Origin of the sequence: Streptomyces sp. NPDC005866 (genome assembly GCF_040629895.1) — a bacterium.
Lineage (GTDB): Bacteria > Actinomycetota > Actinomycetes > Streptomycetales > Streptomycetaceae > Streptomyces.
In genome coordinates this window covers 248,389-266,648 of the sequence record NZ_JBEXWP010000009.1, presented here as the reverse complement: position 1 = coordinate 266,648, position 18,260 = coordinate 248,389, and the positions used below count along the sequence as shown (strand labels likewise).

15 protein-coding genes and 1 pseudogene are annotated in these 18,260 nt (G+C 72.6%); 8 read left to right on the top strand and 8 right to left on the bottom strand.

Features of this window, described 5'->3' with window-relative positions:
- Nucleotides 1-27: 27 nt before the first annotated feature.
- The 5 genes and pseudogenes from ABZ396_RS16440 to ABZ396_RS16420 all read right to left on the bottom strand — a co-directional run bounded on the left by ABZ396_RS16440 (nucleotide 28) and on the right by ABZ396_RS16420 (nucleotide 4,535).
- The gene (locus ABZ396_RS16440) at nucleotides 28-951 is read right to left on the bottom strand and encodes an LLM class F420-dependent oxidoreductase (RefSeq protein WP_358926260.1); all 924 of its coding nucleotides are present in this window, start codon (nucleotides 949-951) and stop codon (nucleotides 28-30) included.
- Nucleotides 952-1,224: 273 nt separating this feature from the next.
- Complete coding sequence (locus tag ABZ396_RS16435; protein WP_358926258.1) at nucleotides 1,225-1,683, bottom strand: DUF6099 family protein; 459 nt, start codon at nucleotides 1,681-1,683, stop codon at nucleotides 1,225-1,227.
- Between the two features lie 185 nt (nucleotides 1,684-1,868).
- A complete protein-coding gene (locus tag ABZ396_RS16430; RefSeq protein WP_358926256.1) occupies nucleotides 1,869-2,198 on the bottom strand; it encodes a nucleotide pyrophosphohydrolase in 330 nt (109 codons plus the stop codon).
- Nucleotides 2,195-3,301 (bottom strand): annotated as a pseudogene (locus ABZ396_RS16425) (ATP-binding protein); the annotation flags it as partial. The pseudogene ABZ396_RS16425 and the gene ABZ396_RS16430, both read right to left, overlap by 4 nt.
- Nucleotides 3,302-4,145: 844 nt before the next feature.
- Nucleotides 4,146-4,535 (bottom strand): cell division protein SepF, encoded by a 390-nt coding sequence (locus tag ABZ396_RS16420; protein ID WP_358926254.1) that lies wholly within the window; start codon nucleotides 4,533-4,535, stop codon nucleotides 4,146-4,148.
- A gap of 292 nt (nucleotides 4,536-4,827) precedes the next feature.
- On the opposite strand from ABZ396_RS16420, the gene ABZ396_RS16415 reads away from it, so the two are divergent.
- Nucleotides 4,828-6,543 (top strand): hypothetical protein, encoded by a 1,716-nt coding sequence (locus tag ABZ396_RS16415; protein ID WP_358926280.1) that lies wholly within the window; start codon nucleotides 4,828-4,830, stop codon nucleotides 6,541-6,543.
- Between the two features lie 13 nt (nucleotides 6,544-6,556).
- Here the strand turns inward: ABZ396_RS16415 and ABZ396_RS16410 are convergent, their stop codons facing one another.
- A complete protein-coding gene (locus ABZ396_RS16410) occupies nucleotides 6,557-7,072 on the bottom strand; it encodes a YceI family protein (protein ID WP_358926252.1) in 516 nt (171 codons plus the stop codon).
- A gap of 90 nt (nucleotides 7,073-7,162) precedes the next feature.
- Between ABZ396_RS16410 and ABZ396_RS16405 the strand changes: the two genes are divergently transcribed.
- The 4 genes from ABZ396_RS16405 to meaB all read left to right on the top strand — a co-directional run bounded on the left by ABZ396_RS16405 (nucleotide 7,163) and on the right by meaB (nucleotide 12,736).
- A complete protein-coding gene (locus ABZ396_RS16405) occupies nucleotides 7,163-7,660 on the top strand; it encodes a MarR family transcriptional regulator (RefSeq protein ID WP_358926250.1) in 498 nt (165 codons plus the stop codon).
- Nucleotides 7,661-7,773: 113 nt separating this feature from the next.
- Nucleotides 7,774-9,579 (top strand): methylmalonyl-CoA mutase subunit beta, encoded by a 1,806-nt coding sequence (locus ABZ396_RS16400; RefSeq protein ID WP_358926248.1) that lies wholly within the window; start codon nucleotides 7,774-7,776, stop codon nucleotides 9,577-9,579.
- Complete coding sequence (scpA, locus tag ABZ396_RS16395) at nucleotides 9,579-11,753, top strand: methylmalonyl-CoA mutase (protein ID WP_358926247.1); 2,175 nt, start codon at nucleotides 9,579-9,581, stop codon at nucleotides 11,751-11,753. Before ABZ396_RS16400 ends, scpA begins: the two co-directional genes overlap by 1 nt.
- On the top strand, nucleotides 11,750-12,736 hold the full coding sequence (meaB, locus tag ABZ396_RS16390; RefSeq protein WP_358926245.1) for a methylmalonyl Co-A mutase-associated GTPase MeaB: 987 nt from the start codon (nucleotides 11,750-11,752) through the stop codon (nucleotides 12,734-12,736). Before scpA ends, meaB begins: the two co-directional genes overlap by 4 nt.
- Here the strand turns inward: meaB and ABZ396_RS16385 are convergent.
- Both ABZ396_RS16385 and ABZ396_RS16380 read right to left on the bottom strand, forming a co-directional pair.
- Entirely contained in the window at nucleotides 12,724-13,299 is a 576-nt protein-coding gene (locus ABZ396_RS16385; protein WP_358926244.1) for a sigma-70 family RNA polymerase sigma factor, read from the bottom strand. The two genes, meaB and ABZ396_RS16385, sit on opposite strands and share 13 nt — an antisense overlap.
- A gap of 125 nt (nucleotides 13,300-13,424) precedes the next feature.
- On the bottom strand, nucleotides 13,425-14,075 hold the full coding sequence (locus ABZ396_RS16380) for a hypothetical protein (protein ID WP_358926242.1): 651 nt from the start codon (nucleotides 14,073-14,075) through the stop codon (nucleotides 13,425-13,427).
- 319 nt (nucleotides 14,076-14,394) lie between these two features.
- Here ABZ396_RS16380 and ABZ396_RS16375 point away from each other — a divergent pair, with 319 nt between their 5' ends.
- From ABZ396_RS16375 to ABZ396_RS16365, 3 genes are all read left to right on the top strand, one after another.
- Entirely contained in the window at nucleotides 14,395-15,627 is a 1,233-nt protein-coding gene (locus ABZ396_RS16375; RefSeq protein WP_358926241.1) for an MFS transporter, read from the top strand.
- Between the two features lie 219 nt (nucleotides 15,628-15,846).
- Nucleotides 15,847-16,716: a LysR family transcriptional regulator gene (locus tag ABZ396_RS16370; protein ID WP_358926239.1), complete on the top strand. Its 870-nt coding sequence runs from the start codon at nucleotides 15,847-15,849 to the stop codon at nucleotides 16,714-16,716.
- Between the two features lie 1,187 nt (nucleotides 16,717-17,903).
- Nucleotides 17,904-18,074, top strand: a complete 171-nt coding sequence (locus tag ABZ396_RS16365; protein WP_358926278.1) for a helix-turn-helix transcriptional regulator — start codon at nucleotides 17,904-17,906, stop codon at nucleotides 18,072-18,074.
- Nucleotides 18,075-18,260: the final 186 nt, after the last annotated feature.

The following is an 18,260-nucleotide window of genomic DNA, read 5'->3' as shown; positions in this document are numbered from 1 at the left end:
CGGGGCCAGGGGGCGGGGCTGGGAGGGTTACGACAGCTGCGACTGGACCTGGGCGGAGATCAGCTCCAGGTGGTCCAGGTCGGAGAGGTCGAGGACCTGGAGGTAGAAACGCTGCGAGCCGATCTCGGCGTAGCGGCCGATCTTGTCGACGACCTCGGCCGGGGTGCCGGCCAGGCCGTTCGTCTTCAGCTCGTCGACCTCACGGCCGATCGCGGCGGCGCGGCGGGCGACCTCCTGGTCGTCCTTGCCGACGCAGACCACGAGGGCGTTGGAGTACGTCAGGTCGTCGGCCTTGCGGCCGGCGGCCTCGGCGGCGGCGCGCACCCGGCCGAACTGCGCCTCGCTGTCATCGACCGAGGCGAACGGCATGTTGAACTCGTCCGCGTACCGGGCGGCCAGCTTCGGCGTGCGGGTGGCGCCGTGGCCGCCGATCAGCACCGGGACCCGCGCCTGAGCGGGCTTGGGCAGCGCGGGCGAGTCGGTCAGGTCGTAGAAGGTTCCGTGGAAGTCGAAGGTCTCGCCGATCTTGGTCTCCCACAGCCCGGTGATGATCGCCAGCTGCTCCTCCAGGCGGCCGAACTTCTCCTTCGGGAAGGGGATGCCGTACGCCTTGTGCTCCTCCTCGTACCAGCCCGCGCCGATGCCGAGTTCGACGCGGCCGCCGGACATCTGGTCGACCTGGGCGACCTGGATGGCGAGCACGCCGGGCAGCCGGAAGGTCGCCGCGGTCATGAGGGTGCCGAGACGGATCCGCTTGGTCTCGCGGGCGAGACCGGCCAGCGTGATCCAGGCGTCGGTGGGGCCGGGCAGGCCGTCCACGTCGCCCATCTTCAGATAGTGGTCGGAACGGAAGAAGGCGTCGAAGCCGAGGTCCTCGGTCGCCTTGGCGACGGCGAGGAGGGTGTCGTAGCTCGCGCCCTGCTGGGGCTCGGTGAAGATGCGAAGGTCCATGCGTCCATCCTGCATCGCCCTGGCCCCGTCAAGCGCACCGGCACCGGCACCGGTCGTCGCGGCGCGTCCCCGCCGGAGTGAATATCGTAACGGCGGGGCGCGGGGCGGCGCAGGCCAGTGACCGGCCCCTTCGGTGATCGGCGGACATCGCGACCCGGGGGTGCGCATGAGCGCGCCGTCCACCGACGACGTGGCCCTGTCCGACGCCGCGGCGCGATGACCACGGGCGCCGCGGCGAACGATTTGTCCCTCTGGCGCCGACGGTATCGGTGGTCAGCCGTCGTGGACTTCCTCCCGTGCCGCCAGCTTGCGCAGCATCTCCAGCACCCGGTCCCGGGACTCGTCCGCCGCGTCGATGGCCTCCATGCACTGCCAGTACGTCGCCTCGTCGGCCGCCGAGCTGGCCATGCCGACCAGCGTGATGCCGACCTCGCCGAGGAGGCCGCCGAGGCTCAGCAGGGTCCGGCGGGCGTCGTCCAGTTCGGTGAGCTGGGCGGCGCGCAGGGTGCCGGGGTCCAGGTCAGGGGTGCCCAGCACCCCGCAGCCCCGGCCCGCCAGCTCGGTCAGGCCGAGGGCCTCGCCGCGCAGTTCGGGCGGGCCGGAGACAGCCAGCCGACTGCCGATCGCCTGCGCCAGGGCCTGGGCCTGCCACACCTCGGTCATCAGATCCGGTGCGCCCGCGCCGCTCGCCAGCGCCCGTCTGCTCGCCACGATGAGCCGCATCGCGTCCATCCGTCGCCCCGTCCCCGTCGGTCCGAACTGTCTTGCAGCACTCACTAGTTCACTACCCAGAGTGAGGGTGCGCGAGACGTGGAGCCAGGGGAAGAGGGAAATCTGTGGACAACAATTCGGATTCGGGCGGGGCTTTGGCTACCGAGCGTTATACCGGAGTACCCCGCTCTCTCCGTGACCTTCCGTCAGGCGGGCGGGAAACGTTTCTCGTTGCGTTCGATCTTCGCGTCCAGCGCGGCCAGCGGGTCGATGTCCAGGACCCCGCAGAGCTGGAGCAGATAGGACAGGACGTCGGCGACCTCGTCCGTGACCTTGTGGGCGGTGTCGGGGTCGTCCATGACGCGGGAGGACTCCTCCGGGGTCAACCACTGGAAGATCTCGACCAGTTCGGAGGCCTCCACGCTGAGGGCTGCGACCAGGTTCTTGGGCGTGTGGTACTGCTGCCAGTCACGGGCGGCGGCGAACTCGGCCAGCCGGCGCTGGAGCTTCGCCACGTCGAGGGGCTCGTCGGTCACGCGTCCAGATGTACCACTGTGATCGCCCCCGCTCCGACGGCCCAGGTCGCGTCGCTCACCGCGCCGACGAAGCGGATGTGGCCGCGCTCGCCCATCAGGACGGCGGTGCGCAGGAGTTCGGTGCGCTGGCGGGGGTCGAGACAGCGGTCGAAGCCGTCGGCGAGGACGGTGAGGCTGCGCATGGCGTCGGGAACCTCGCCGGGTGTGTCGACCTCCAGGACGCCGGGGCCGGTGAAGAGGACCAGGGCGAGGGCGAGATAGCGCAGCTCGCCGTCGCCGAGCCGCTCCAGCTCCGAGCGGTGGCCGTCGCCGCGGTCGAGCAGCGCCCGTACCGTGCCGTCGCCGAGCGGTTCGGCGAGCAGGTCGGCCAGGGGGCCGGCACAGCCGGTGCGTACCGCGTCGACGAGCAGTCCGTGCCGGCGGCCGCATTCGGAGCGGGTGCGCCACAGGACGTCGGCGAGGTTGTCGCAGCCGCGCAGCAGCCGCCCGGAGCCGGTGAGGACGGGGGTGCGCATGCCGTCGGGCCGCGGATCGCAGGCGAACACGGACCGCAGGGCGACGACCATCTGCTCGGCGGCGGCGAGGACTTGACGCTGCCCGTCGGTCTTGCCTGCGACGCGCAGCGGCAGCAGGGCGGTACCGAGCCGGTCGTCGGGCAGCGGGGCCCGGGTCACCGGGGAACTGCCCGCCGTGTGCCAGGCGGCCTGTACGGCCCGGCGCCCGGGGTCGCGCAGGGCGGTCTCCAGCAGCACGAGCCCGCGGGCGGTCAACCGCTCGCCGACGATGCGGAGTTCGGGCTCGGCCTGCACGGCGACGTCGAGCCGCACGGGCCCTTCGGCACCGTCGGCGGTGCAGCCGATCCGGAACCCCCGCCGCCGCTGCGCGTCGGGCCGCGCCCGCTCCGGCACCAGCGCGACGGGATCGGGAAACACCTCCGCGAGCGAGGCCCCGCCCCCCAGCCGCGCCAGCGCCTCATAGGCCGCGAGCACGGCGGACTTCCCGCTGCCACTGGGCCCGGCGAAGAGAGTGACCTGCCCAAGCGGAAAGCTCGCACCGCGATGCCGGGCAAAGGCGGAGAGACGAAGCTCGGTGACCCGGGGGCGGGGGTCGCGCCGGGGGGTGGCTACGGGGGCGGCGGGGGCGGGAAGGGCCGAGGGGGCACCGACCGGGCGGTCGGCAGGGGCGGCGGCGGACGGACCGGCGGAATCAGCTGCCGCCGCGCGGCCAGAGGAACTGCTGGCACGTGCCGCCGAGCGCCCAACCGACGCTGAGCCAGACGGACCGCCGGTACGCGGAGCCGACGCGGCGGCGGGCGGACCGGCGGAGCCGGCAGCCGAGTGCGCGGTCAGCGAAGGGGCAGACGGGCCATCGGATCCACTCGACCCAGTCGTACACGCCGTCGATGTCGCGGCGGGCGGGCCGTCGGCTCCCGCGCCCGGTGGTGCTGCGCGGCGGCCCGGCCGGGCAAGGGGTACGGTCTCGCGCGGTTCGGCGGATGTACCGGAGCGTGACCGGCGCGGCCGTTCGGGCGGAGGGCCGGCGGATGCCGTCGGGGCGGTCGATGCCGCCGGCGGCGTTACGGCTCCGGGCGGCGCCGAGGGAACCGGTGTGTCGCCGGGGGTGGAGCGGGCGGACGGAGAGGGCAGGGACGCGGGCAAGGCGGAGGGCACGGCCATATACGGACCGTAGGGCTTCGTCCGACCGGCAAACCGTTCCGCCGTCCGGACCTTCCTACGATCGGGGGACGGGCGCAGCCACCCCGTGGGCGGCGAAGCGCCGACCGCCAGGGCAAGACGCGGCCCGCCCCTCCGCCGAAAAGGAGGAGCCGAACGCAACGCCTCCCCCACCCCCCATGGGCGACGCGCACGCCCCCAAGCCCAAAGACGCCGCCCCCTCCGCCGAAAAGGCGGAGCCGACCGCACGCGCCTCCCCGGGCGGCGAGGTTTCTCAGCCGCCCGAGGCTTCCGCCCCCTCCATCAGTCCGCTGACCTCCGTGCCGGGCGGGGTGAGGAGGAAGACGTTGCGGTCCACTCGGTGCATCCCGCTGGCCAGGCCGAAGACGACGCCCGTACTGAAGTCGAGGACGCGCTTGGCGACCTCCGCCTCCGCGCCGGTCAGGTCGAGCAGGACCGGTATCCCGGCCATCAGCGTCTCGGCGACCTCGCGCGCGTCGGCGAAGACATTCACCCGCAGCACGACGAAACGGCGGCGCGTCTCGGTCTCCGCGTCCGGCAGCGACCGGTGGCCCACGGCCGACGGCCAGGCGTCACGGCCCCGCAGTGGCACGACCTGGGCGAGCCCCTCCCACTGTTCATCGGTGACGTCGTAACGGCTCACCGGCTCCCCCTGACCTGACTCGCACTTGATGCCTGCACCAGCCAATTCTTACGCCAAGTCACCCGTTCGGCCCAGCAGCGACACGAAGCGCGAGCGTGTGTGGGTACTCACGCGCAGAAGAAGCGATCTTGTCACTATTCAGGCGATTGCCGCGCATTGGGGGCCTCTTACCACCCTCACACCCGACTCTTCTCCTCCTGCGGCGCCCCGCTCACCGCCCGGGATTACCGTGCGGTGCGTGCACTTGGCAGAAACAGAGCAGGTGACACCCGACCGGCGGACACAGTCGGCGGTGTCCGCCGCCCCGGCAGATCCCGGAGTCCCCGCACCCTGGCATCGCGTCCTGACCCTTCTCGCAGACATCGGCCTGTTCATCGGCACCCGGTCGATCTGGACGCAGGCGGCGACGCACCACCTGGTCATAGCGGCCCTGATCTCGGTCTGCTACGTCTCGATCCTGGTGACGGGCGTACTGACGCTGACGGTCCGCAGGACCCGGTCGCTGGCCCGCCTCGACCTGCTGGTCCTGGTCACTGCGGTGACCCTCGCCCTGTGTGCCTGGGCGCTGAACCACAGCGGCGGCGACGAGGCCGTCCTCACCACCCAGGCCGCCAAGGAACTCGTCGCCGGCCATGCCGTCTACGGACACCCCTGGCCCTGGCTGTTCCACGGCACGGGCATCGCGCTCACGCCGACGATAAGCGGCGGCTACGACTACACGTACGGCTATCCCCCGCTGGCACCGCTGATGACCGTTCCGCTGCTGTGGCTGGGCCACTCCGGCGCGCCGGCGACGGCGGTGTGCACGGGCGCACTGATCGCCGGCACGATCACCCTGTGGCGGATGCTGCCGGTGCCGTGGCGGTCGGCGGCGACGCTGGCGTGTCTGGGCTTCGGTTTCCTGCCGACGTACGGCCGGGTCGGCTACCCGGCGATCATCGGGCTGGCCCTGCTGATCCCGGTGGTGGTGCGGTGGCCGCGGATCGGTGCGGGCGGACGGCTGCGCGCGGCCGGGATCGCCCGGGCCGCGTGCCTGGGGGCCGCGTGCGCGGCGCAGCAGCTGCCGTGGTTCGTCACGCCGTTCCTGCTGGCCGGGATCTACGCGGTGCGGCGCGGGGAGCTGGGCGGACGGGCCGCCGGTCTGGTGATCCTGCGGTTCGCCGGCATCGCCGTCACGGTCTGGCTGCTGCTCAACGCGTACCTCATCGTGTCCGAGCCCGGCCGCTGGCTGGGCGGGATCGCGCTGCCGCTGACCCAGGGCGCCGTGGTACACGGCCAGGGCCTGGTGGACATCACGCTGTACTTCACGAACGGCAGTGACCGCATCGACTGGTACTCGCACGCGAGCATGCTGCTCGCGGCGGCCCTGCTCGCCCTGTTCGTGCTGTTCGTACGGCGCCTCGGCCCGGCCGCGACGGTGCTGCCCTGGCTCGTCTTCTTCCTAGCCACCCGCTCCCAGGACGGGTACTACCTGATGATGACCCCGCTGTGGCTGGCGGCGGCCGTGACCGCGCCCCTGTCGGAGTTCGAGCGCGCCTGGCAGCCGCGCCCGGCCTTCCTGACCGGGCCCCGCCGCCGGCCCGCCCTGGTCGCGGCGATCGTCCTGCTGCTCGCCCCGGCACTGGCGAGCGCGGCCCTCGCGGCGTCCGGCAGTCCGCCGCTGCGAATGGAGATCACCGCCCTGCGGCGGTCCAAGCAGTCGGCGGCTGTGGTCCGGGGGATGACGCTGAAGGTGGTCAACACGGGGAGCGTCCCGCTCACCCCGCACTACACGCTCACCACCGGCCAGGGCATGAGCAAGTACTGGCTGCTGGTGCGGGGTCCGGCGACGATTCCCGGGCACGGCACGGCGAGCGTCGAACTCCAGCCGCCTAACGGCCGGTTCGGGATTCCCACCAAGCCGAGCACCCGGATCCGGCTGCGCGCCTTCACCGGGAATCCGCAGACGTTGTCCAGCCTAGACGTCAAGCTGCGCAGGACGGCCGGGCAGACCGTCGCGCGAAACTGAGCGGGATGAGCGGTCAGGCCGCCGCGCGCGTGAAGCGGAGGGTGGCGGCCACCGTGGTCGGGCCGCCCATCATGCGCATCTGGTTGAAGGTGACCCCGAAGTCCTCGCGCACCACCGTGAACTCGACCTGCAGCGTCAGCCCGTCGGCGTCGGCCGAGACCAGCTGCGCGGTGATCTGCTGCGGTCTGCTGATGCCCCGGACGGTCAGCTGACCGTCGACATGCACCACGTCGCCCGTGGGCCGCTCGGCACCGCGCACCGCGAAGGTGATCTCCGGGTGGTGGTCGGCGTCGAAGAAGTCGGCCGAGCGCAGATGGTCGTCCCGCTTCTTGTTCTTGGTGTCCAGGGAGGCCGCGTCGATCGCCAGTGTGCCGGTGGCGGTGCCGTCGGCGGCGACCTCGCCCCGGCCGCTGACGCCCGTGAAGGTGCCCTTGACGGTGACCAGGCCCCACATCGTCTTGTGCCGGACGGCGACGGCGGAGGCGGCCGGGTCGAGCTGCCAGAGGCCGGTTTCCACGGTGACGGTCATGGCCGTGCTCCCAACGAGTATTGGTCCAAATTTGGATGACCCTCACGCTAACCGAATATTCAAATTTGGACAATGGGTAGACTCGTTGCCATGACGGCATCCCAGGAACACCCCTCCGAGCTGCCCGGATGCCCGTCCCTCGCGGGCGGCGGACTGCTCCCCGGCGAACTGCGTGCCTGGATGCTGCTGCTGGCCGCGACGGGGGCGGTGGAGCAGCGGCTGCGGTCGGTCGTGAAGGAGAGGCTGGACGTCTCGCACGACGAGTTCCTGATCCTGTGTCTGCTGGCCGAGCAGCCGCGCGAGGGCCTGCGCATGACCCGGATCGCCGAGCTCCTCGGCCGCCCCAAGACCCGCCTCACCTACCAGATCGCCTGCCTCCAGCACGCCGGCCTGGTCACCCGCGAGTCCGTCTGCGGCGACAAACGGGGCATCGAGGTCGCCCTCACCGACAAGGCCCGCGACCTTCTCAAGGACGCCTCCGCCGCCCTCGCGGAGACGGTCAGCGAGGCGTTCGCCCACGTCATCGGAGCAGAGCAGCTCGACGCGCTGGGCGCGCTGGTTCCTAAGCTCGGGGACGACCCGCACTGACCGCACGAATCCGGTCGCTTCACCCGCGGGAGGCTCAGGTCACAACCACAGAGAGGGCAAGGTCACAGCCCCGTCACCCGTGCGCATTTGGTGGTCTGCCCTAGCATCCGAGCATGACGGTCCTGCCTGACGACGGGCTCTCACTGGCCGCCGAGTTCCCTGACGCGACACATGAGCAGTGGCAACGCCTCGTCGAGGGCGTGCTGCGCAAGTCGGGCAGGGAAGTCTCGGGCGAGGCCGCTGAGGACGCCCTGTCCACGACACTGGAGGACGGGCTGCGCACCCGTCCCCTCTACACCGCGCGCGACACGGCGCCCGACCCCGGCCTGCCCGGCTTCGCTCCGTTCGTGCGCGGCGGCCGCCCTGAGGGCGGCACCGCGGGCGGCTGGGACATAAGGCAGCGGCACGCGGCGGCTCCCGACGGCGCGGTCCTGACCGATCTGGAGAACGGCGTCACCTCGCTCTGGCTGCTCGTGGGCCGGGGCGGCATCCCGGTGTCCGGTCTCGCCGGCGCCCTCGACGGCGTCTACCTCGACCTGGCCCCGGTCGTCCTGGACGCCGGCCGCGAGACGGCGGAGGCGGCGGCCGAGCTGTTCCGGCTCCACGAGGAGAAGGGCGTCGATCCCAAGGCCGTACGCGGCAACCTGGGCGCCGACCCGCTGGGGTTCGAGGCGCGTACGGGCGAGTCCCTGGCCTTCGCTCCCGCCGCCGAGCTGGCGCGGCGCTGCGCCGAGGAGTTCCCGGGGCTGCGCGCGCTGACCGTGGACGCGCTGCCCTGCCACGAGGCGGGCGGCTCGGCCGCGCAGGAGCTGGGCGCCTCGCTGGCCACCGGGGTGGCCTACCTGCGGGAGCTGACCGAGGCCGGGATGGGCGTCGAACAGGCCCTCGGGCAGCTTGAGTTCCGGTACGCGGCGACCGCCGACCAGTTCCTGACGATCGCCAAGCTGCGCGCGGCGCGCCGGCTGTGGGCGCGGGTCGCCGAGGTCAGCGGGGCGGCCGACGCGGGCGCCCAGGTGCAGCACGCGGTGACATCGCCGGTGATGATGAGCCGCCGCGACCCATGGGTGAACATGCTGCGCACCACGGTCGCCACGCTCGCGGCCGGGGTGGGCGGCGCCGACGCGGTCACCGTGCTGCCGTTCGACCATGCGCTGGGCCTGCCGGACGCTTTCGCCCGCCGGATCGCCCGCAACACGTCGACGATCCTGGTCGAGGAGTCGCATCTGGCCCGGGTGATCGACCCGGCGGGCGGCTCCTGGTACGTGGAGCGGCTCACCGACGAACTCGCCCACGCGGGCTGGGAGTTCTTCCGGTCCATCGAGCGGGACGGCGGCCAGGCGGCCGTGCTGCGCTCGGGCCGGCTGCGCACGGACCTCGCGACGACCTGGGCGGAGCGCTCCAAGAGGCTCGCCAAGCGGCGCGAACCCATCACCGGGGTCAGCGAGTTCCCGCTCCTGGCCGAGAAGCCGCTGGAGCGCGAGCCCGCGCCCGAGCCGCTGTCCGGCGGGCTCCCCCGGGTCCGCCGGGACGAGGCGTACGAGGAGCTGCGCGCCCGCTCGGACGCGCATCTGGCGGCGACCGGCGCCCGCCCCCGGATCTACCTGGCGACGATCGGCCCGGCCGCCGCGTACACGGCCCGCGCCGGCTTCGCCGCCAACCTCTTCCAGGCCGGCGGCATCGAAACCGTCACCGAGGGCAGCTTCGAGGAGAGCGGCGCCACCGAGGCGGTGCTCTGCTCCAGCGACGCGCTCTACGCCGAACAGGCCGAGCCGACGGCCCGGTCGCTGAAGGCGGCCGGTGCCCGGCAGGTGTTCCTCGCGGGCCGGGGCGAGTACGTCGGCGTCGACGCGTATGTCTTCGCGGGCTGCGACGCCGTGGCCGTGCTGTCCGAGACCCTCGACCGCATGGGAGTGTCCTGATGGGAATCCCCGACTTCTCCGGCATCGAACTGGGGACCCCCGTCACCGAGGGCGGTGACACGGAGTGGCGTTCGGCCGTCAAGCACGCCACCGGCGGCGAGGTCCCGGTGTGGGAGACCCCGGAGGGCATCGGGGTCAAGCCGCTCTACACCGGCCATGACCTGGAGGGCCTGGACTTCCTCGGGACGTACCCGGGCATCGCGCCGTATCTGCGCGGCCCCTACCCGACGATGTACGTCAACCAGCCCTGGACCATCCGCCAGTACGCGGGCTTCTCCACCGCCGAGGAGTCCAACGCCTTCTACCGGCGCAACCTCGCGGCCGGCCAGAAGGGTCTGTCGGTCGCCTTCGACCTGCCCACCCACCGCGGTTACGACAGCGACCATCCGCGGGTGACCGGTGACGTCGGCATGGCGGGCGTGGCCATCGACTCTATCTACGACATGCGCCAGCTGTTCGACGGGATCCCGCTGGACAGGATGACCGTGTCGATGACGATGAACGGCGCCGTGCTGCCGGTGCTCGCGCTGTACATCGTGGCGGCGGAGGAGCAGGGCGTACCGCCCGAGAAGCTGGCCGGGACCATCCAGAACGACATCCTCAAGGAGTTCATGGTCCGCAACACCTACATCTATCCGCCGAAGCCGTCGATGCGGATCATCTCCGACATCTTCGCCTTCACCTCGCAGCGGATGCCCCGCTACAACTCGATCTCCATCTCCGGCTACCACATCCAGGAGGCGGGCGCCACGGCCGACCTGGAGCTGGCGTACACGCTCGCGGACGGCGTCGAGTACATCCGGGCGGGACGCGAAGCCGGCCTGGACGTGGACGCGTTCGCGCCCCGGCTCTCCTTCTTCTGGGCCATCGGCATGAACTTCTTCATGGAGATCGCCAAGATGCGGGCGGCCCGGCTGCTGTGGGCCAGGCTGGTCGGCCAGTTCGAGCCGAAGAACACCAAGTCCCTGTCCCTGCGTACCCATTCGCAGACCTCGGGCTGGTCGCTGACCGCGCAGGACGTCTTCAACAACGTCACGCGGACATGTGTGGAGGCGATGGCCGCGACCCAGGGCCACACCCAGTCGCTGCACACCAACGCCCTCGACGAGGCCCTCGCGCTGCCCACCGACTTCTCGGCGCGCATCGCCCGCAACACCCAGCTGCTGATCCAGCAGGAGTCGGGGACGACTCGGGTGATCGACCCGTGGGGCGGCAGCGCCTATGTGGAGCGGCTGACGTACGACCTCGCCCGTAAGGCCTGGGCGCACATCCAGGAGGTCGAGCAGGCCGGAGGTATGGCGCAGGCGATCGACGCCGGTATCCCGAAGCTGCGCGTGGAGGAGGCGGCGGCGCGGACGCAGGCCCGGATCGACTCCGGGCGGCAGCCGGTGATCGGCGTCAACAAGTACCGGGTGGAGAGCGACGAGCAGATCGAGGTGCTCAAGGTCGACAACTCCTCGGTGCGCGCCCAGCAGATCGAGAAGCTGCGGCGGCTGCGGGAGGAGCGGGACGACGTCGAGTGCCGGGACGCGCTCGACGCGCTGACCCGGGCCGCGGACGGCGAAGGCAACCTGCTCGAGCTGGCCGTGAACGCGGCCCGCGCCAAGGCGACCGTGGGCGAGATCTCCGACGCCCTGGAGAAGGTGTACGGCCGGCACGCGAGCCAGATCCGTACGATCTCCGGTGTGTACCGCAACGAAGCCGGTGAGTCCCCGAACGTGGACCGCACCCGGGCCCTGGTCGACGCCTTCGACGAGGCCGAGGGGCGGCGGCCGCGCATCCTCGTCGCCAAGATGGGCCAGGACGGCCATGACCGCGGCCAGAAGGTGATCGCCACCGCCTTCGCCGACCTCGGCTTCGACGTCGACGTCGGCCCGCTGTTCCAGACCCCGGAGGAGGTCGCCCGCCAGGCGGTGGAGGCGGACGTCCATGTGGTCGGCGTGTCCTCGCTGGCGGCCGGTCACCTCACCCTCGTACCGGCGCTGCGCGAGAAGCTCGCCGAGGAGGGCCGGGCGGACATCATGATCGTGGTCGGCGGTGTCATCCCGCCGCAGGATGTGCCGACCCTCCTGGAGATGGGCGCCACGGCCGTGTTCCCGCCCGGGACGGTGATCCCGGACGCGGCCTACGACCTGGTCAGGCGGCTGTCGGCGGAACTCGGGCACGACCTGTGATCGAGGTCGACGCCTACGCGAAGGGTGTGCTCGACGGGAAGCGCGCGGTCATCGCCCGCGCGATCACCCTCGTCGAGTCCACCCGTCCACAACACCGGGCGCTGGCACAGGAGTTGCTCACCGAGCTGCTTCCGCACAGCGGCCGGGCGCGGCGGATCGGCATCAGCGGGGTGCCGGGCGTGGGCAAGTCGACGTTCATCGACGCGTTCGGGACGCTGCTGACGGGGCTGGGTCATCGGGTGGCCGTCCTCGCCGTGGACCCGTCCTCCACCCGCACGGGCGGCTCGATCCTGGGCGACAAGACGAGGATGGAGCGGCTGGCGGTCGACCCGAACGCCTTCGTCCGCCCCTCCCCCAGCGCGGGCACCCTCGGCGGGGTCACGAAGGCCACCCGGGAGTCGATGGTGGTCATGGAGGCCGCCGGGTACGACGTGATGCTGGTCGAGACCGTCGGCGTCGGGCAGTCCGAGACGGCCGTCGCCGACATGGTCGACTCCTTCCTGCTGCTCAGCCTGGCCCGCACCGGCGACCAGCTCCAGGGCATCAAGAAGGGCGTCCTGGAACTGGCCGACGTGATCGCCGTCAACAAGGCGGACGGCCCGCACGAGCGTGACGCGCGGTCCGCGGCACGGGAGTTGGCGGGCGCGCTGCGGCTGATGCACGGCAAGGACGCCTTCTGGACGCCGCCGGTGCTGAGTTGCAGCGCCCGGGAGTCGACCGGCCTGGAGCTGGTCTGGGAGCGGCTGGAGCAGCACCGGGCGCTGCTCGACTCCACCGGGCGGCTCGCGGACAAACGCCGTGAGCAGCAGGTGGGCTGGACCTGGTCGATGGTGCGGGACGAGCTGCTCGGCCGGCTGTCCGCCCATCCGGCGGTGCGCGCGGCCGCCCCCGACCTCGAACGGCAGGTCAGGGACGGCACGTTGACGGCGACACTGGCCGCCGAGCGCATCCTGAAGGCCTTTGCGGAGCCTCAGGACAGCTGATCCCGGAGCGTCTCGCGGGCCCGGGCCACCCGGGAGCGGACCGTGCCCACGGGGCAGTCGCTGACCTCGGCGGCCTCCGCGTACGGCAGCCCGGCGAGCTGGGTGAGGATGAACGCCTCCCGCCGCTCGTCGGGCAGCGCCGCCAGCAGATCGAGCAGCGCGACCCCGTCGTCGAAGCCGGGCAGCCCGCACGGCTGGGCCCGCTCGACGGCGAGTTGCCAGTCGGAGACGTCCGCCAGGCGCGGCCGGGCGGCGGCGTACCGGTGACTGTCCACGACCGCCCGGCGGGCGATCGACAGCAGCCAGGAGCGGGCCGAAGACCGGCCCTCGAAGCGGTGCAGGCTGACCAGCGCGCGCAGGAACGTGTCCTGTGCGAGGTCGTCGACCGCCTGCGGGTCGGCGCACAGATGGGCCACGTAACGCAGCACGTCGCGGTGGAGGGCCCGTACGAACGCGTCCACGGCGGCCGTGTCACCGGACCGGGCCGCGAGAGCCCAGGCCGTGATCGACTCGTCACGTTTCTGGTCCGGCGCAGTGCGTGCGGGCAGCACGGAAGTGATCACTCGGTGTCCTTGTGAGAAAAAAGGTGAGAGGGGGAGACGGCCGGCCCTGCGGTGCTTGCCCGGGCGTACGGCCGCCGTGTTCCTCCGGGGGCGCGTGTGCGCGGGCCCCGGAGCACCAGCTGTCGTCAGGCGGCAGCCGTCCGCACGGGCGGGCCCCGGGAAGTGATCGCGTGGACGAGGAGCAGCAGCCGCGGCGCCCGGTCCGGGCGGCGGCGCAGCGGCCGGGGGCGCGGCCGCCCGGGTGGGGCGGGGAGGGCGAGCAGCAGCCGCAGCGGTGCGGTGAGGCGCCCGGCGACGGCCCGCAGGATGCGGAAGGCGGCGCGTTCGCCGTGGCCGAGCCACAGCCCGCACAGCAGCGCGGCGAGGAGGTGGGCGGCGAGCATGCCGGTGGAGGCCGCGCCGCCGGTGCCGAAGCGCAGGTATGCGACGGCGTCCACGTGGGTGGGGCCCATGTGCATGCCGGTCATGTCCCTGTGCATGGAGGCCATGTCCATGGAGGGCACGGGGTTCGGCTGGGACGTCCATGCCTGGGCCGCGGAGAAGCCGCTGTGCAGCGCCGTCTGGGCGCCGACCGCGGCGGACACGACCAGCGGCAGCCCGCGCTCACGTCCGGCCAGAGCCCAGCCCAGGGCGCCGGTGGCCAGCAGGCCTGCGGCCAGCGCCCAGCCCGGCACCGGGCCGCTGGACATCATGACGTGGCCCAGGGCGGCGAGCAGCACACAGACGGCCGCGAACACCGCGGCCCGTACCGTGCGCGCACACCACCCTGCCGTCATGGCGCATCATCCTGACAGCCGGCGCCGGCTCATCAGGGAACGGCGCGGCGATCCACAGGCAGCGCGCTCAACTCACAGGTGGGCGGGCCGCTCACTGCCGACAGGCCTTGGGGCCGGTCGCACGGTTCCCGGCGCCCCTTAGGTGTGCCGCCGACCGGCCCGCTCGGGAGGTGGCGTTCACTGGTTCGTCAGAGGTGGCGATGGCCATCTGTGACCGAGATGACTGACATCCCGGACCATCGCCGTGACAGGGGAAGCATGGCGGGCGGCGGAGCGCTTGTGCTCAGTGAGAGCAACACCTCTGTGAGGAAGGTTCCCCGTGTCCCAGTCGTCGTCCGCACTCCGCTCCCCGCGCCGGAAGGCAGGCGCCGAGCCCGCCCACGGGGTGCCGGGCTGGCTGATCGCGCTGTTCGCCGTCGCCTCCGGTATGACGGTCGCCAACCTGTACTACGCCCAGCCCCTGCTGTCGGAGCTGCGCGGCGTCTTCCACATCAGCGAGGCCACCGCGGGTGCGCTGATCACGCTCACCCAGGTCGGCTATGTGATCGGCATGGTCTTCCTGGTCCCGCTCGGTGACCGGCTGGAGAAGCGGAGCCTGATCACCGCCCTGCTGACGGTCACCACGCTCGCCCTGGTGGCGGCCGGTCTCGCGACCGGGTTCCCCATGCTGCTGATCGCCTCGCTGATCAGCGGTGCCACCTCGGTGGTCGCGCAGATACTGGTCCCGTTCGCCGCGAGCCTGGCGCCCGATCACGCGCGCGGCCGGATCGTGGGCCGGGTGATGAGCGGCCTGCTCACCGGCATCCTGCTGTCCCGCACGCTCAGCAGCCTGGTCTCCAGCGTCGCCGGCTGGCGGGTCGTCTACCTCGGCTCGGCCGTCCTGATGGCCCTGCTGGGCGTGGCCCTGCGGCTGGCCCTGCCCCGGCAGGCGCCGACCACGTCCGTGCCGTACCACCATGTGCTGCGCTCCACGCTGGCGCTGGTGCGCACGCACCCGGTGCTGCTGCGCCGCGGCCTCTACCAGGCGGCCATGTTCGGTGCCTTCAGCGCCTTCTGGACCACCGTCTCGTATGTCCTGATCGGGCCGCCCTTCCACTACTCCGCCGTCGGTGTCGGTGTGTTCGCGCTGGTCGGAGCCGCCGGTGCGGCCGTGGCGCCGCTCGCCGGACGCTGGGCCGACCACGGGCTGACCCGGAAGATGACCGGTGCCGCGCTCGTGCTCGCCGCGCTGGCCTTCGCGATAGCGGGCTTCGGACAGCACAGCGTGATCCTGATCGCCCTCGCGGCCGTCGCGCTGGACACGGCCGTCCAGAGCAGCCTCATCCTCGGCCAGCACACCGTCTACCAACTCGATTCCCTCGCCCGGGCCCGCCTCAACAGCGCCTTCATCGCGATCTTCTTCGTCGGCGGCGCCCTCGGCTCGCAGTTCGGTTCGATCGCCTACCGGGCCGGCGGCTGGAGCGCGGTCAGTCTCTTCGGGGCGGCCCTGCCGGTGCTGGGGCTGCTGTACTGGCTGACCGAGAGTCGGCAGCGCGTGGAGCGCTCAGCGTAGGGCCCGCCAGGACCGCTTCCATCGCGCGATGGAAGGTCGGGAACGTGTAGATCATGTGCCGCAGCCACTCGAACCGCAGGCCTGGTTCCTGGCGGAGCACCTCGTCGACACTCCCCGGGTGCGCGCCTGAGAGAGCCCGAAGGACGCGGCCCGCCCGCCTAGGATGCGGCGGAGATCGCCGCCTTGCCGAGGCGGCCGCTGCGGCGGCGGGAGCGGATGATGGACCTACGGCAGATGGAAGTCGTCGTCGCGGTGGCGGACGCGGGCGGGTTCACGGCGGCGGCGCGGCGCCTGCACGTGGTCCAGTCCGCCGTCTCCGGCACGGTCCGCGCACTGGAACGCGAGCTGGGCACCGCGCTGTTCACCCGGACCACCCACCGGGTCCGGCTCACCCCGGCCGGTGAGGCGTTCGTCCCGGCGGCGCGGCAGGCACTGCGCGCCGCCGAGCTGGCCCGCGATGCCGTCGACGCGGCGAAGGGGGAGCTGCGCGGCCGGGTGACGGTCGGCATGATGCAGGGGGTCTGGGCGAACCTGCACCACGCGCTGGCCGCGCTGCGGGCGGAACACCCGCGCGTGGTGGTGCGGTTGCGGCAGGCCGCGGTCACCGACCTGCGTCAGGCGCTGCGCGAGGGCACGGTGGACCTCGCGGTGGTGGCGCTGGACCGCCAGCAACAGCGCGGGCTGGTGACCAGGCTGCTGTCCCGCGAGGAGATGGTCCTGGTGGCCTCGCCCCGCCGGAGCCTGACCGTGCGCGGCCCCGAGGGCACGGTCGACCCGGCCGACATCGCCGAGCTGCCGCAGGTGGAGTTCACCCCGGGCTGGGCGATCCGCGACGCGGCCGACCGCGCGTTCCGTGCGGCCGACGTCGAACGGGCCGCGACCTTCGAGGTCAACGACATCGTGGCCGCGTCCGAACTGGTCCGCAACGACCTCGGTGTCTGCATCATGCCGCCGACCATCGCCCACCGTTTCCCGGACCTGACGACCTACCGGTTCGCCCGGCACGCGCCGAGCTGGAAGGTGATGGTGGTACGGCCGCCGGGGGAGCCTCCGGCTGCGGTCGCGGCACTGTTGCGCCACATCGCCTGAGCGGGCCCGTCCCGGTCGAACCGCGGACCGGATGCCGCACAGCCGTGCCGCCGTCCGCCGACCGGCCGCAGCGTGGGCGCGGGAACGGAATCCGTCCGGCGCGCCGTACTACCGCGCGGAGCTCCGCCGGATCGGCGGCCTGATCGACGGGGACGGCGATCCCACCGGCCGCTCCTGGGCCCTGGCGGTCGTCGATCCGCATCTCGAACGGCCGCTGCTCCTGGGTCACCTGGCGCAGGGGCTGGCGGCGCTGGCGCGGGAGGAGACCCTCGGCAACCTCACGGCGCTGGGCGGCACGACGTGGATCCTGGACGAGACCGAGCAGGCCGTACGCATCCTCGGCCGGACCATCGACCTCCTGCGCCGCGCGGGCAGCGCGGGCACGAACGCGACGGTGACCCAGGCGCTCGCCCTCACCCTGTCCGAGAACGGCTCATGGACGGCGGCCGAGGAGGCGGCCGACGAGGCGTTCTGGATGGCGACGGAGGCGGGCGCCGACAACGTGACCGTGGGCGCCCGGATACTGCGGGCCACACTGTGCGCGCTGCGGGGCGACCCGGCGGCGCGGACCCTCGCGATCGAGGCCGTACGGGGGGTGGACCTGCGCAAGTCCCTGAGCCTCCAGGTCCGGCACCGGCACGCCGTGGGCATGGCCGCGTTCGTCGCCGGGGACCACGCCGGCGCCTACGAGCAGCTGCGCGCGGCCTTCACCCACGACTTCCGCCCTGCCCCCGTCCACTACCACGCCTCCCTCTATTACCTGGGCGACCTGGCCGCCGCCGCGGTCCGCGACGGGCAGACGGACGACGCGCGCACCGTGGTCGACGCCGTGGCGCAGGACCTGAAGCCGGACCCCTCCCCGCGCCTGGCCGCCGTACTCCACCGGGCCACCACCCTGCTGACCGACACCGACGACGACGCCGAGCACCACTTCCGGGCCGCTCTCGACGGTTCCGTCACCGACTGCCGGCCCTTCGAGAAGGCGCTGGCCCACCTCGACTTCGGCGAGTGGCTGCGCCGGCGCCGCCGCGCCGCCGAGGGCCGCCGGCATCTCGGCGCGGCACTGGAGTGCTTCCAGCGGCTCGACGCCCGCCCCTGGACCGAGCGGGCGGCGGCGGAACTGCGGGCGGCGGGTACGGCGGTCGCCACGGCCCCGGCCGGTGACCTGACCCCGGCAGGAACGCCAGATCGCCGAACTGGCCGCCCAGGGCCTCACCAACCGCGATATCGCGGCACGCCTCTACCTCTCGCCCCGCACGGTCGGCTACCACCTGCACAAGATCTTCCCCAAGCTGGGCGTCACGGCCAGGGCCCAGCTCCGGGACGCCCTCACCTCGGAGGGAATCACCGACACCTGAGGTTCACCCACCGGGTCGCTTCCGCCGCCGTGACCGCACGGCCTTCAGCGTGTGCGGGGCGGCGGTCGCCGCCCCGCACACGCTGACCGCCTTCGGCTGGTCGTGGTCGACGCCCGCCGTTCCGCCACGGCGGGGGCGACCACGCACCTGCCTCCCGAGAGTGATGGCAGCCCCGACCCGGTCGCC

What these genes read in the sequence shown, in the direction of transcription:
- ABZ396_RS16440 (WP_358926260.1), bottom strand. Translation starts at nt 951, where the DNA reads ATGGACCTTCGCATCTTCACCGAGCCCCAGCAGGGCGCGAGCTACGAC.
- ABZ396_RS16400 (WP_358926248.1), top strand. Translation starts at nt 7,774, where the DNA reads ATGACGGTCCTGCCTGACGACGGGCTCTCACTGGCCGCCGAGTTCCCT.
- ABZ396_RS16405 (WP_358926250.1), top strand. Translation starts at nt 7,163, where the DNA reads ATGACGGCATCCCAGGAACACCCCTCCGAGCTGCCCGGATGCCCGTCC.
- ABZ396_RS16410 (WP_358926252.1), bottom strand. Translation starts at nt 7,072, where the DNA reads ATGACCGTCACCGTGGAAACCGGCCTCTGGCAGCTCGACCCGGCCGCC.
- ABZ396_RS16380 (WP_358926242.1), bottom strand. Translation starts at nt 14,075, where the DNA reads ATGACGGCAGGGTGGTGTGCGCGCACGGTACGGGCCGCGGTGTTCGCG.
- scpA (WP_358926247.1), top strand. Translation starts at nt 9,579, where the DNA reads ATGGGAATCCCCGACTTCTCCGGCATCGAACTGGGGACCCCCGTCACC.
- ABZ396_RS16370 (WP_358926239.1), top strand. Translation starts at nt 15,847, where the DNA reads ATGGACCTACGGCAGATGGAAGTCGTCGTCGCGGTGGCGGACGCGGGC.
- ABZ396_RS16435 (WP_358926258.1), bottom strand. Translation starts at nt 1,683, where the DNA reads ATGGACGCGATGCGGCTCATCGTGGCGAGCAGACGGGCGCTGGCGAGC.